General features: G+C 70.4%; 15 protein-coding genes. 4 read left to right on the forward strand and 11 right to left on the reverse strand.

Features of this window, described 5'->3' with window-relative positions; all coding sequences use genetic code 11:
* The first annotated feature begins 6 nt into the window (after positions 1 to 6).
* Complete coding sequence (locus ACE1OC_RS05160) at positions 7 to 999, forward strand: cation diffusion facilitator family transporter (protein WP_266445120.1); 993 nt, start codon at positions 7 to 9, stop codon at positions 997 to 999.
* Between the two features lie 44 nt (positions 1,000 to 1,043).
* Here ACE1OC_RS05160 and ACE1OC_RS05165 read toward each other — a convergent pair whose 3' ends face one another.
* The 4 genes from ACE1OC_RS05165 to ACE1OC_RS05180 form a co-directional block, all read right to left on the reverse strand.
* Positions 1,044 to 1,952 (reverse strand): cation diffusion facilitator family transporter, encoded by a 909-nt coding sequence (locus ACE1OC_RS05165; RefSeq protein ID WP_407835937.1) that lies wholly within the window; start codon positions 1,950 to 1,952, stop codon positions 1,044 to 1,046.
* Between the two features lie 186 nt (positions 1,953 to 2,138).
* Positions 2,139 to 2,423 (reverse strand): DUF2690 domain-containing protein, encoded by a 285-nt coding sequence (locus ACE1OC_RS05170; protein WP_353962683.1) that lies wholly within the window; start codon positions 2,421 to 2,423, stop codon positions 2,139 to 2,141.
* Between the two features lie 450 nt (positions 2,424 to 2,873).
* Positions 2,874 to 4,115 carry an MFS transporter gene (locus ACE1OC_RS05175; protein WP_266445115.1) on the reverse strand — a complete coding sequence of 414 codons (1,242 nt, stop codon included), beginning with the start codon at positions 4,113 to 4,115 and terminating at the stop codon, positions 2,874 to 2,876.
* 5 nt (positions 4,116 to 4,120) lie between these two features.
* The gene (locus tag ACE1OC_RS05180) at positions 4,121 to 5,485 is read right to left on the reverse strand and encodes an NAD(P)-binding domain-containing protein (RefSeq protein WP_407835938.1); all 1,365 of its coding nucleotides are present in this window, start codon (positions 5,483 to 5,485) and stop codon (positions 4,121 to 4,123) included.
* On the opposite strand from ACE1OC_RS05180, the gene ACE1OC_RS05185 reads away from it, so the two are divergent.
* Both ACE1OC_RS05185 and ACE1OC_RS05190 read left to right on the forward strand, forming a co-directional pair.
* The gene (locus tag ACE1OC_RS05185) at positions 5,445 to 6,623 is read left to right on the forward strand and encodes a flavin-containing monooxygenase (RefSeq protein ID WP_407835939.1); all 1,179 of its coding nucleotides are present in this window, start codon (positions 5,445 to 5,447) and stop codon (positions 6,621 to 6,623) included. The two genes, ACE1OC_RS05180 and ACE1OC_RS05185, sit on opposite strands and share 41 nt — an antisense overlap.
* Positions 6,624 to 6,699: 76 nt before the next feature.
* On the forward strand, positions 6,700 to 7,068 hold the full coding sequence (locus ACE1OC_RS05190; RefSeq protein WP_407835940.1) for an ArsR/SmtB family transcription factor: 369 nt from the start codon (positions 6,700 to 6,702) through the stop codon (positions 7,066 to 7,068).
* 31 nt (positions 7,069 to 7,099) lie between these two features.
* Here ACE1OC_RS05190 and ACE1OC_RS05195 read toward each other — a convergent pair whose 3' ends face one another.
* Both ACE1OC_RS05195 and ACE1OC_RS05200 read right to left on the reverse strand, forming a co-directional pair.
* Complete coding sequence (locus ACE1OC_RS05195; RefSeq protein ID WP_407835941.1) at positions 7,100 to 7,651, reverse strand: DinB family protein; 552 nt, start codon at positions 7,649 to 7,651, stop codon at positions 7,100 to 7,102.
* A gap of 92 nt (positions 7,652 to 7,743) precedes the next feature.
* On the reverse strand, positions 7,744 to 8,748 hold the full coding sequence (locus ACE1OC_RS05200; protein ID WP_407835942.1) for an alkylmercury lyase family protein: 1,005 nt from the start codon (positions 8,746 to 8,748) through the stop codon (positions 7,744 to 7,746).
* A gap of 62 nt (positions 8,749 to 8,810) precedes the next feature.
* Between ACE1OC_RS05200 and ACE1OC_RS05205 the strand changes: the two genes are divergently transcribed.
* On the forward strand, positions 8,811 to 9,209 hold the full coding sequence (locus ACE1OC_RS05205; RefSeq protein ID WP_266494258.1) for a heavy metal-responsive transcriptional regulator: 399 nt from the start codon (positions 8,811 to 8,813) through the stop codon (positions 9,207 to 9,209).
* On the opposite strand, the gene ACE1OC_RS05210 is transcribed toward ACE1OC_RS05205, so the two are convergent.
* From ACE1OC_RS05210 to ACE1OC_RS05230, 5 genes are all read right to left on the reverse strand, one after another.
* Entirely contained in the window at positions 9,196 to 10,200 is a 1,005-nt protein-coding gene (locus ACE1OC_RS05210) for an arsenic resistance protein (protein ID WP_407835943.1), read from the reverse strand. The two genes, ACE1OC_RS05205 and ACE1OC_RS05210, sit on opposite strands and share 14 nt — an antisense overlap.
* Before the next feature lie 120 nt (positions 10,201 to 10,320).
* Positions 10,321 to 11,235: a cytochrome c biogenesis CcdA family protein gene (locus ACE1OC_RS05215; RefSeq protein ID WP_407835944.1), complete on the reverse strand. Its 915-nt coding sequence runs from the start codon at positions 11,233 to 11,235 to the stop codon at positions 10,321 to 10,323.
* 13 nt (positions 11,236 to 11,248) lie between these two features.
* On the reverse strand, positions 11,249 to 11,839 hold the full coding sequence (locus ACE1OC_RS05220) for a redoxin domain-containing protein (RefSeq protein WP_407835945.1): 591 nt from the start codon (positions 11,837 to 11,839) through the stop codon (positions 11,249 to 11,251).
* A 94-nt stretch (positions 11,840 to 11,933) separates the two neighbouring features.
* Positions 11,934 to 12,248, reverse strand: coding sequence for a hypothetical protein (locus ACE1OC_RS05225; RefSeq protein WP_407835946.1), 315 nt, complete (start codon positions 12,246 to 12,248; stop codon positions 11,934 to 11,936).
* On the reverse strand, positions 12,245 to 13,030 hold the full coding sequence (locus ACE1OC_RS05230) for a heavy metal-responsive transcriptional regulator (RefSeq protein ID WP_407835947.1): 786 nt from the start codon (positions 13,028 to 13,030) through the stop codon (positions 12,245 to 12,247). Before ACE1OC_RS05230 ends, ACE1OC_RS05225 begins: the two co-directional genes overlap by 4 nt.
* Between the last annotated feature and the right edge of the window lie 11 nt (positions 13,031 to 13,041).

A 13,041-nucleotide genomic window follows, 5' to 3' on the forward strand; every position in this document is an offset into this window, starting at 1 on the left:
ATCCACATGAGCAAGCACGACCACGGTCATGAAGGCGCAGGGGGACACGCGGGGCACGCCCACGGTGTCACGGCTGACGCCGACCGTCGCTGGCTGACCATCGCACTCCTGCTGATCACGGGCTTCATGGCCGTCGAAGTCGTCATAGGCCTCGCAGCGCAGTCACTCGCCCTGATCTCCGACGCGGCGCACATGCTGACCGACGCCGTCTCCATCGTCTTCGCGCTCATCGCGATGCGACTGGCGGCTCGCCCCGCCAAGGGCGCGTTCACCTTCGGACTGAAGCGGGCCGAGATCCTCTCCGCTCAGGTCAACGGACTCACCCTGCTCCTGCTCGGCGCGTGGTTGGCATACGAGTCGATCGAGCGGCTGATCGACCCGCCGGAGGTCAAGGGCGGGCTGGTGCTGGCGACCGCTCTCGTCGGCATCGCCGTGAACGTGGCGGCCGCTTGGTGCATCTCGAAGGCCAACCGCTCGTCGCTGAACGTCGAGGGCGCCTACCAGCACATCCTCAACGACCTGTTCGCCTTCATCGGTACCGCCATCTCCGGCCTGATCGTGCTCACCACCGGCTTCGTCCAAGCCGACGCCATCGCCACGCTCGTCGTCGTCGCCCTGATGTTCAAGGCCGGCTACGACCTGATCCGCGATTCCGGACGCATCTTCCTGGAAGCCGCTCCCGCCCACATCAACCCGGACGAGGTGGGTGACAAGCTCGTCGCCCAGGACGGTGTCGTCGAGATTCACGACCTGCACGTCTGGCAGATCACCTCCGGACAGAACGCCCTGTCCGCGCATGTCCTCGTCGAGGACGGAGCCGACTGCCACACCGCCCGCCGCGCTCTGGAGCACCTCCTCCAGCACGACTACGGCATCACCCACACCACCTTGCAGGTCGACCACGCCGCCGAAGCGGCGCTCGAGCTGGCCGAGATCGGGAGCGGACACTGCGCCGACCCCCACGGGCCCGTCCACCTCAACGCACCCCACGCGCACTGACCACATCCACAGGCAGTGTCGGAACCGATGGCAGCGCCGCCTCGTCACCAGCCGAGTTCGTCACATCCGGCCTGGTCGGCCGGTTCCACCTGGAGGGTGGCGTGGGCGACGCCATAGCGGTCCTTCAAGATCCGCCGTGCCTCGATCAGGACCGCACGGGCATCGCCCTCGACGGGGGTGACCAGGTGGGCGGTGGCCACGTTCATGCCGGAGGTGAGGGTCCACAGGTGCAGGTCGTGGACATCGGCCACACCCTCGATCCGGGTCAGGTCCTCCGCGACCGCGTCCACGTCCATACCTTCCGGTACATGCTGCCCGAGCACGGCGAGGACCTCCCGCCCCAGCATCAGGGCGCGTACCACAACGAACACGGCGATGGCCAGCGCGACGACCGTGTCCCACACCGGCTTCCCGGTCGCCGCGACGAGCCAGCCGGCCACGATCACACCGACCGACCCTGCAGTGTCCGCGACCACTTCCAGGTAGGCGCCCTTGACATTGAGGCTTTCCGACGCCCCCGAGCGAAGCAACAGCAGAGCGACGGCATTGACAAGCAGGCCCAGGGCGCCGACGACGAGCATGGGTCCGGCTTCGACCTCGGGCTCGGTGCCGAGGCGGCCGATCGCCCCGATGACGATGTACGCGGCCACACCGAGCATCATGAGCACCGCGAGCGCCGAGGCGAACACCTCGGCCCGGTACGAGCCGTACGTACGCCTGCCGGTTGTATCCGCGCGGGTAGCGATCCGCGTAGCCACGAGCGCCGCCGCCAACGTCACCACGTCGGCCGCCATGTGGCCCGCGTCGGACAACAGTGCCAGGGAGTCGGACAGCAGCCCGTAAACCAACTCCACAACGAAGAACGAGGCGATCAGGACGAAAGTGATCGCGAGGCGCCAACGATGCCGCCCTGCCGCGTGGCCTGCCGGGTCAACACCGTGTCCGCTTCCCATGAGGCACCACTTCCTCATCGTCCGGAACCGTGGGCGTTGAGACCGCTGATCCAGGTCGGGACCACGTCCACCTCCCGACTGGCCCATGCAAGCACGATCAAGCCCCGACAGCGCGGCCGACACGACGCCCGGTCGGCCGCCCTGGCAGACCGGTCCACCTCCATCAGGGCGTCGCGGCGGTGACGCTCATTCAGCGGGCGGCGCGGGGACGATCTCGCACCAGTCCTTGCTGGTGCAGGCGAGCTTGCTTCCCGCGACGGCACAGGCTTCTTCCGTCCTGCGCTCGGACGCACGCAGCATGGGGCTGCTGCTCCCGTCTGCGCTGCCCACGGGATACGACGTCAGACGCGCGTCAGGCCCGGCCTTGTTCGAGACCTCCCTCACAGGTCCACCGGTGCGCGTGTGAACCTCGGCCCATACCGAAGAGCAGGAGGGGCTGTAGCGCAGACGCACCACGTACCTGCCGGCCATGACAGTGCTCTCCCCAACCCGCAAGTGGCTCCTCCTGGCCGGGAGAGGCGAGGCGATCGCCTGCGGCCGCACCGCAGTTCACTACAGAACGTGACCGTCGAACGGCTCCGACTTCGCGCCACCAAGGCTGGCGTCCGGCACCTCCACCGCATATACAGAAAGCCGTCTTGGGTGGCGGCGCGGGCGCCCCGACCGGGCGCACGACGTGGTCCAGAAGACGGCTCCACATTGCTGACGCTACATCAGAAAACAGGCTGGTCGAGCGTCAAATGAGCGTCGGGATATCGCCCGCAGCGCCCACAGCGCACATAATGCGCACCGCCAAACCTGCAGGTCAGCGATCCAGCGCACCTTCGATGCGCACCGGGGGCGTGGTAAATCCCTTGGCGTGCGCCGGGGGTGGTTCTGTCATCGACAACACGTCGGGCACAGCAGGCCTCCACAAACGCGTCACGCTTCAGCCGATGATGTGGGGATTGTCGAGTCGAAGGACTTGACCCGTGCGCCGACCGCAAGGAGGGCAGCCACCGCGGCAATGGCTGCGAGGGCCGCGAAGAGGTGGGGGTAGCCACCGAGGGGGCCAGCGAGAACAGCGACGACCCAGGGTGCGAGGGCTGCGGCGATGCGGGCGGGGGCGCCGAGGAGAGCGGAGAGACGGCCATAGTGGGTCGTGCCCCAGCGGTCGGTGACCGCAGTGGCTTGGAGAAGCGTGAGGTTTCCGCGCACGACACCAGCAAGGACTGCGAGGCAGACCAAGGCGGGCATGGGGCCAGGTACAAACGCCAGGGATCCTGTGGTTGCGGCGCCCAGGGCGATCAAGGTGACCGTGCGAGCGGCAACGGAGGTACGGGCGGACAGAACTGCGTACAAAGTACGGCCAAGGGTCTGGCCGACGCCGCCGAGTCCGAGGGCCCAGGCGGCGGTTGTCGCGTCCACACCGCGTTCGGTGAAGAGCGGGATGAGGCCCATGACGACGGCGTACATGACGAAGCCGGAGAGGGTGAAGGCGGCGGCCAGCAGGAGGAAGGGGCGGCTGCGGGCGATCGGGGTGCGGTCGTTGGTCGGTGCGGCTGGTGGGGCCGTCGGCCAGGGGGCCCGTAGGGCAAGCGCGTGGGCGGGAATGGTGACGGCGGCGAGGATCACGGCCAGTACGGCGTACGTCTGGCGCCAGGTGAGGTGTTCGGCGAGGGCGGCCGTGAGCGGGGCGAAGACGGTGGATGCGAGTCCGCCGGCGAGGGTGACGATCGTCAGGGCGCGGACGCGGTCGGGTCCCCACCAGCGGGTGATGGCGGCGAAGGCGGGCGGGTAGAAGGTGGCCGCCATCGTGACTCCGGCGAGCAGCCAGCCGAGGGTGAAGACCAGCAGGTTGGGTGCGGCGGCGATGAGCAGGATCGCGAGTACGCCGAGGACGGAGCCTGCGGTCATCACGGCTCTGGGGCCTCGGCGGTCGAGTATGCGGCCGACCGGGATCCCGACGACGGCGGAGACGAGCAGGGCGAGGGAGAAGGCGGCCGTGGCCGCGTTCGTGGACCAGCCGGTGTCCGCCGTCAGGCGCGGGAGCAGGACCGGAAAGGCGTAGTAGACGATGCCCCAGCTGGTGATCTGCGTGGCGCAGAGTGCGGGCAGCACGGCGCGTGGCCGCGACCGGGCCCCCGTTCCGGTCGCGGCCACGCTGGCCTGGGTGTTGGTCACCTCGGTTAGCAGCCACCGGAGGAGGCGGGAGCGCCAATGGTGAGGGTGGCCGGGGCGGCGCAGCAGCCGCCACCGGTCTCCTCGGCGGCCTCGGGCTGCTCGAAGAGGCCGGCGCCGCCGCAGACGCCGGTCTCGGGAAGCGTGAGCTCGACACGGTCTGCGGAGTCGATGTCACCGGCGAGGGCGGCGACGATGGAGCGGACCTGCTCGTAGCCGGTCAGGGCGAGGAAGGTGGGCGCGCGGCCGTAGGACTTCATGCCGACCAGGTACACGCCCTGTTCGGGGTGGGACAGTTCACGGTGGCCGTGGGGGTAGACGGTGCCACAGGAGTGCTGGTTGGGGTCGATCAGCGGTGCGAGCTCGAGCGGGGCCTGGAGGCGCTCGTCGAGGCCGAGCCGGATCTCGGACAGGAACGCCAGGTCGGGGCGGAAGCCGGTGAGGACGATGACCTCGTCCACCGGGTCGAGGCGCCGGCCGTCCTCACCTACGAGGACCAGGCGGCTGTCGGTGTCGCGCTCGATGGCTTCGGTACGGAAGCCGGTGACGGCGTCCGCGTGGCCGCTGTCGACGGCGGCCTTGGCGGCGAGGCCGAGGGCACCGCGGGCGGGGAGCTGGTCGGCGTTGCCGCCACCGAACGTGGAGCCGGAGATGCCCCGGCGCAGGATCCACAGGGCGTGCGTGCCGCTGCCGTCCTCGGCCTTGGCGAGGTCGGCCAGGTAGGCGAGGGCGGTGAAGGCGGATGCTCCGGAGCCGATGACGGCGGTGCGCTTGCCGGCGTAGCGGGCGCGGACGGCCGGGTCCTTGAAGTCGGGGACGCGGTAGGTGACGCGGTCGGCCGCGCTCTTCTCGCCGAGTGCCGGCAGTCCGCTGGCTCCGGCCGGGCTGGGGGTGGTCCAGGTGCCCGAGGCGTCGATGACGGCACGGGCGAAGAGGCGCTCCTCGCCGCCCTCCGCGGTGGTCAGGTGCAGGACGAAGGGCTGGGTGTCGCGGTCGGCGTCGACGATGCGGTCGCGGCCGGTGCGGGAGACGCCGGTGACCTTGGCGCCGTAGCGGACGCGGTCTCCGAGGGCGTCCGCGAGCGGCTGGAGGTACTGCTCGACCCAGTCGCCGCCGGACGGGTAGGTGGCGGCATCGGGCTTGATCCAGCCGGTGGGGGCCAGGAGCTTCTCGGCGGCCGGGTCGGTGACCTCGCCCCAGGTGGAGAAGAGGCGTACGTGCGACCACTCGCGCACCGCGGCTCCGGCAGCCGGGCCGGCCTCCAGGACCAGCGGTTCGATGCCGCGCTCGACGAGGTGCGCGGCGGCGGCCAAGCCTGCGGGGCCGGCTCCGATGACGACGACGGGCAGATCGGTGGTGGCAGGCGCGTTCACGGTCGACTCCTCGGTGTTTCGACATCTGTCGATGGCTTGCGTTGTCAGCATGCCACCTGATTCGATGAGCGTCAACATAGACATTCATCGAATCAGAGGGGTTTTCGTGGAACGCATCGAAGTGGCGGTGATCGGGGGCGGTCAGGCCGGTCTGGCGACGGCCCACGCCCTGATTCAGCAGGGCCTGCGGCCGGTGGTACTGGAGGCTTCGGACCGGCCAGCCGGGTCCTGGCCGCGGTACTACGACAGCCTCACGCTGTTCTCGCCCGCCCCGTACAGCTCACTGCCCGGACTGCCGTTCGAAGGCGACCCGGAGCGATACCCGCACCGGGATGAAGTCGTCGCCTACCTGACCCGTTACGCAGGGCGCCTGGATGCCGAGGTCCGCACCGGCACGCATGCAGCCACCGTCGACTCTAATGCCGACGCCAGGGGGAAGGGCTTCACCGTGAGCCTCACGGGTGGCGAACAGCTCTCGGCTCGGGCGGTGGTAGCCGCCTCCGGCACCTTCGGACACCCCCATCTCCCCGCCCTGCCCGGCATGGACCGCTTCGAGGGGACGGCGCTGCACGCGGCCGACTATCGCAGCCCCGAGCAGTTCACCGGGCGCCGGGTGGTCGTGGTCGGGGCCGGCAACTCCGCGGTGCAGATCGCCGTCGAGCTGGCCGGCGTATCGACGGTGTCGCTCACCAGTCGACAGCCCGCGAGATTCGCCCCCCAGCGCATTCTCGGCCGCGACATGCACTTCTGGCTGGTTCATTTCGGCGTGGACGCCGCCCCCATCGGGCGCTTCCTGCGCACCCCGCCCACCCAGCCGGTCTTCGACCTCGGCCGCTACCGGACCGCGATCCGGTCCGGGGCACCGGACTGGCGCCCTTTGTTCAACCGCCTGGACGGCCGGAAGGTCACCTGGTCGGACGGCGTGACGGAAGAGGTGGACGCGATCGTGCCGGCGACCGGCTACCGACCGAACCTGCCGTACCTGGAGCGCCTGAGCGTCATGGGCGACCACGGGCGGCCTCAGCACCGGGAGGGCATTTCGCTCGCGCACGACCGGCTGGCCTTCGTCGGGCTGGAAGGCCAGCGAAGCCTGTCGTCGAACTCCCTCCGGGGGGTGGCCGCGACGCCCGGCGGATAGCCGGCCGGCTGGCCCGCGCCCTCCGCTACTGAACACGCCCTGGCCCGACTGGTTCGACATGTGTCAACATAGACGTATGTCGAATGTGCAGGTGCTGCCGCTGCTGGAGCCGGGTGCCGTCGTACCGTGCTGCCCGCCACTGACCGAGCGCCCGCTGACTGCGGAGGAGGCTGAGCGCACGGCCATGATGTTCAAGGCCCTGGGCGACCCGGTACGGCTGCGGCTCTTCTCGGCCGTCGCCTCCCATGAGGGCGGCGAGGCGTGCGTCTGCGACATCTCGGACGTCGGGGTCTCCCAGCCGACCGTCTCGCACCACCTGAAGAAGCTCAAGGAGGCAGGGCTGCTCTCCTCCGAGCGGCGCGGCACCTGGGTGTACTACCGGGTGGAGCCCGCGGTTCTCGCGGCCATGGGTGCTCTGCTGGCCGGCGCGGCGAAAGCAGCCTGACCGCGGTACGGATGCCCCCGTGGCTCGCCCATCAACTGATGTCCTCCCCGCTGCCACCGAGGGTGAGCTGCCGACGGTGGAAGTCGAAGTGCTGCGTCGGGTAGCGGTAGACGTCCGCGAGGGTCATGAAGTCCTTGAAGAAGGGGTCCCAGCGGACGGGGTAGTGCATGCCGCGAGCAAGGCCGGCTTCGGACTCCGCCGCCAGGTGGCGCTGCAAGGAGCCGGTTACCCGGTCGAATGCGGCGCCCATGCGGCGCGGCCCGTACACCTTCACCGCCCCGCACGGACCGAGGTAGTTGATTAGGTCGAAGGGCACCGTGGCCGCGTTCAGCACGCGCGCGAACACCATGCTCACCCTGCGCGGGAGCCGGCTGAAAACGCGCACCAGGACGAGCAGCGCCCGGACGACCATGTAGCCGAAGAGCATGTGCCACAGCAGCTGCTCGTTGGTCCACTTCGTGCCACGAGTGGGCCGGGCGAGGTCATCCTGCGACGCCGTGTCGAGAAGGTGGTGAAAGGTCTGGCGGGCGCGCTCGTAGTCCTCGTACACGCCCTGCCGGTCCATCGGGTCCGCGTTCGCCATGGCCTGCCAGCTCTCGGTCGCCGTCCGGGACGCTGCCCCGACATTGCGATGATGCCCGCTCCACAGTGACCTCTCACCAGCAACCGCCGAGTTCAGTCCTCCTGGAGGAGAGTGCGGAAAGTCTGCTCCCCGATCTGCACGGCGCGACCCTGGCTGACGACCTGGCCGCTGATCTCGGGGTGCCCGCACTGCCACTGTTCGGCGGAGGTGCGGCTGGTGAAGAAGTTCAGCGCGTCACAGCACACAGCGACGGCGGGGCCGCTGCCTTCGCGGCGGCCGACGAAGACGACCGCGTCCGCCGGCTCCCACACCGCCGCACCGCCGGTGAAGGTGACGGTCACCGGCTCGCCGCTCACCGGGTCCGAAGAAGAGACCCGTACGTCCTGGCCGCCGAGCATGGCGGAGATGCCCAGGGCATCGACGGCACACATCGACCACACCTGCGTACCGCTCGCCAGCCGCACCCGATGCGGGGTCTCGACCGCCGAGAACGGGTACGCAGCCCGGATCCGCCCCGCCGCATCCAGGATCAGGAAGTCCTCCCGGTCCAGCTCGGCGAGCACGTCGGTGGCAGTCCGGCCGGCGCGGGCGGCGACGGCTTCGAGTGCACCTGCTTCCGGCGCCGTGCCGTGGGTGGCGAAGTGCCGCAGTACTGCCTGGTGGACGACGCGCAGCCCTCGCTCGGCCGGGGCTCGCCGGCCGCGTCCGGCCCGGCCGATCGGGTCCAGCAGATCCGCCTCGCAGCAATCCTGACCGTCGGCTGCTGCGAGGGCGGGCCTTGTGCCGGACAGGACCTCTCGCAGGGCCTGGATGCTCGGGGCGCCTTCCGCGTGGCCGTCCGCGTCCCGGTAGAGACGGCAGGACACGCTCGCCGGAGCTCCGGCCATCGCGAACGGATCGATGCCGTCCAGGAGGACCGTCGGCGAGCCAGTCATTCCCCAGCGGGCCGCTTCGGCCGCCTCTCGAACCTCGACGAGCTCCACCTCGGCGCTCCGGCCGCCGAGCACGGTGGTGATCCGCTCGCGTACCACCGGCACGTTCGGGCATTCCGGCACCGTCAGGATCGTGATCCGCATCTCCGCCGTCCTCCAGTCCATGGTCGTGGGCTCGACGGTAGACCTTCCAGTGCGCTGGAAGGTCAAGGCGTTAGCGTGGAGGTATGCGCATCGGCGAGCTGGCAGCGGCGGCCCGGCTGACCACCAAGACCATCAGGTTCTACGAGCAGGCCGGGCTGCTACCCGCGCCCCCGCGCACCTCGGGCGGCTACCGCGACTATCCGCAGCCCGCCGTCGCCCGCCTCGGCTTCATCCGTGACGCCCAGGCGGCCGGGCTGACCCTCGCCGAGATCCGATCCGTCCTGGCCCTTCGCGACAGCGGGCAGGCACCCTGTGCCCGGGTCGGCGCGCTCATCGACGAGCACTTGGCGGAGATCGACCGGCGGATGGCCGAGCTGCGCGAGGCACGTACAGAGCTACGGGAACTGGCCCGGCGGGCCGCGGTGACCGATCCCGACTCGTGTTCCGAGGGCGAGATCTGCACCATCCTCAGCCGGCCGTGACCGCGGGCCTCCGGTCCGGCTCCGGAACGAAGCGGGGAACGAGGCGTACGTAGGCGACCATGCCGATGACCTCGACGAGGGTCTGGGTGACCACGATGACCGCGGCGACGGCCAGATCGTCCGGCAGGGCGAGAGCAAGGGGCAGGACGACAAGGGAGTTGCGGGTCGCGCCGGTGAAGACGATCGCCCGGCCGGCCGGGGCTTCGAGCCGGAAGAGGCGGGCGACTGCCTTGCCGGCGAACGCCATGACGATCAGGAAGGCGACGTAGAAGGGGACCACGGCGGCGACGTCGGTGAGGCTGTCGCCGAGCTTGGGGACCTGGGAGGCGACCACGACGAACAGGGTGGCGGCCATCAGCGGGACCATCGTGGTGGTCGCGGCGTCGGAGACCTTCTGCCCGGCGGGCCGGCGGGCCGCCCACGCCTGGAGCGCCCAGGCCAGTGCCAGCGGGATCACGATCAGGATCAGGAACGCCTCGACGAACGGGCCGACCTCGACGATGTCGGCCAGCTCCGAGCCCATGAACAGGTACAGGAACAAGGGCAGCAGGAGCATCTGCGCGACCAGCAGCAGCGGGGTGGCGGCGAGCAGGCGGCGGCTGGAGCCTCCGGCCAGCCCGGAGAAGACGATCACGTAGTCCACGCACGGGCACAGCAGGACCAGCAGGACACCGATCCGTACGGCCTGGTCGGCGGGCAGGAAGGTGAACATCGCGGCGACCACGAGAGGCACCACCACGAAGTCCACCACCAGGGCGGCGGACAGGAACCGGCCGTCGCGCAGGGAGCGGACCAGTTCGGCCGCCGGGACCTGGAGGAAGGTGACGAACAGCAGCGCGCCGAGCACCGGGTTGATGGCGTGCTCCAGGCCGGGCCCGGCGGACGGGGCCGCCCAGCCCACCAGGGCGCCCGCCGCCATCGCACCGAGGTACACCGCGATCTGGTGGTGTTCCATCCGCTCCACCAGACCCTGCGGGCCCTGCTGCGACATGTGACGACTCCTCGTGGTGCTGTGCTGCTGTTCGTAGGCTGGCAGCCTGAATTCGGGCTCATTGTCGCAGGCCACAGGCCCGCCGGGCTGTGCGGGGGATGGTCCTGGCGGCGGTGGCCCTCAGGAGGCGGCCTGGGGGCCGGGCCCGGTGTCCTCGGTCGGCCTGGACCGGGTGCGATTGTGGGAGCGGTGGCGGGCGAGCAGGGCGGCTCCGCCCGCGAGCGCGGCCAGGGCGAGCAGGGTCAGGGCGAAGGGGGCGGGGCCGAGGTGGTCGACCCATCCGGCGAGGGTGTTCTGGATGCCGGAGGCCGCGGTGACGATCGGGTCGTCGGGGCTTGCGCCCGCGTACAGGCGCAGTTCGTAGACGCCGTACCAGGCGATGTAGGCGCCGACGAGGACGAGGAGGCCGCCACCGATGCGGGTGATGTGCGGCAGCACGGTGCGCAGCAGACGGGCGGCGGACTGCTGGGCGAGGGCGGCGGCGACCGCGAGGACGCCGACGACCAGGCCCATTCCGGCGGCGTAGGCGGCGTATGCGGCGATGCCGGTGGTGATGTCGCCTGCTTTGAAGGTGGTGGTGGTGACCACCAGGAACGGGCCGATGGTGCAGCCCAGCGAGGCGATGGCGTAGGAGACGCCGTACAGGGCCATCGATCCGAGTCCGGCCACGGGGTTCTTCGTGGCCTGGAGTTTGGGGGTGCGCAGCAGGACGTTGCGTCCGGTGAGCATGAAGATTCCGAGGAGCAGCAGGGCGGCGCCGATGACGATGGTGACGGTGGGCAGCCATCGCTGCACGGTGGAGGCGATCGGGGCCAGGGCCAGGCCGAAGATCCCGAAGACGGCGAGGAAGCCTGCGGTCATGGCGGCGGTGGCGGCCAGGGCCCGGCCGAGCGCGGCCAGGCGCGCCGACGGTGTGCCGCCGGTGCTGGACTGGGCGATGAACAGAGTCAGGTAGGCGGGCAGCATCGCGAACCCGCACGGGTTCACGGCAGCCAGGGCGCCCGCGGCGAGCGCGAAGGCAAGGGTCTCGTTCATGGTCGTCCGGTTCTTACGGGCCGGTCAGTTCGGCGACCTTGGCGGCCAGGGCCTTCTCGCCCAGCTCACCTCGCACGACCTCGACCTTGCCGGAGTCGTCCACGAAGGCGTAGGCGGGCTGCTGGACGACGCCGAACCGCTTCCACACCGTGCCGTCGAGGTCGGCTATGTGCGTGAAGGCGCCCACCTGGTAGTCCCTGACGAAGGCGCGCATGTCCGGAGTCTCGCCCAAGCCCGCGACGCCGACGAAGACGGCCTTGTCCTTGGTGGCGGCCTGGACGGCAGCGACGTGCGGAGCCTCGCGGCGGCACTCACCGCACCAGGGCGCCCAGAACCACAGCACCGCGTCCTTGCCCGCCAGCGTGGAACCCTCGAACGGCTTGCCGTCCACGGTCTCGGCGGCGAACTGCAGCTTCTTGGGCACCTCTGCCGAGGGGCTGGTGACGGCCGACGCGGCCGGTCCGGGTTCGGCCGGAGTCGGCGCGTCCGCGGCAGGGCTGGACAGGGACTTGGCGGGCGTGTCCGCAGTCGTGCTGCTCGTGCCGCACGCAGTCAGGGCGAACAGAGCAACAGCGGCGAGAGCCAGGGGACGGGCAGTGCGCACGTGCGGATACCTCCAGGTAGAGCGGACAAGCACCGGCCAACCGAGCCCAGAGAGTCCTGTTGAACGGGGAGAGGGAAGAGGCCGCTGGGTCCGGTCAGTGCCGCAACGGGTCTGTTTCGGCATCGGCCGGCGCGAGTGTGGGCATGCCCAGATCGACCACGCCGATCTCGGTCTTGCACGACGCGGTGCGGCGGCGGCGCACCACCCACACGACGCCCACCAGCGCGGCGACTGCCAGGATCGCGAGGGCGGGAATCCACACGGCGCCCAGCGCGGATACGGCTCCGATTCCGCCGAGCAGGGCCAGCAGCGGGCCCGCGCAGCACACCGCGCAGGCAGCCACCGCGGCCGCGCCGGCGCCGACCATGCCCCACGGACGGGACGGCTGGGGAGAGGTAGAGGCGTTCATACAGTCGCTCCGAACAGGTCGGCCAGCATGCCGGCGGCGCTCTCGGGCGCGCGGACATCCAGCTGGAGGGTGGTCGGGGTGAAGTGCAGGGTGAAGTCGAAGAACGCGCAACAGCCCTGCTCGGCTGCAGACAGCGCAGCGAGCTCGGCGGCCAGCGCGGGAGTAGCGGGGAAGGTCAGGCGTACCCCGTCCGGCACCTCCTGGCGCCCGGTGGCCTGGTCGATCAACGCGCGCCATTCTGCGGTCCGCTCCCCCAGCTCGTCGCCACCCAAGGTGCAGGCCACCGGTGCCTCCCGCCACGACTCGCCGGCCTCCGCAGGTGCCGTGGAGTGCGGACGGCTGGGCGACAGCTCCACCAGAACAGGACCCGGCGCCGCGCTCTCGCTGGTGCACCCGCACTCCGGCCCGCAGGCACCCGCTGGAGCCGGACCGGCCAGCCGTTCGTGCACTGAGGCCAGGTAGGTGGAGAACGCCGCCATCTCGGCGGCACGCCGGTCCGCGTCTGCGATCCGGTCGGCGACGAGCGGAACCATCCGGGCCCGCACCGACGCGCATACCCCGTCGTCCCGCACATCAAGAAGATCGCGGATGTCCTCGAGCGCCAGCCCCATCAGCTTGGCGGAGGAGATGAAGGCGAGACGCTCCACTGACTCCTCGTCGTAGAGGCGATAGCCGGACGCAGTGCGCTCGGCCGGCAGAAGCCCGGCCGTCTCGTAGAACCGCAGTGTCGACGGGCGAACGCCGGAGCGTTCGGCCAGCTGGGATATCCGGAAGGTGTTCATACCTCGAACGT

Origin of the sequence: Streptomyces stoeckheimensis, assembly GCF_045822005.1 — a bacterium.
GTDB lineage: Bacteria > Actinomycetota > Actinomycetes > Streptomycetales > Streptomycetaceae > Streptomyces > Streptomyces stoeckheimensis.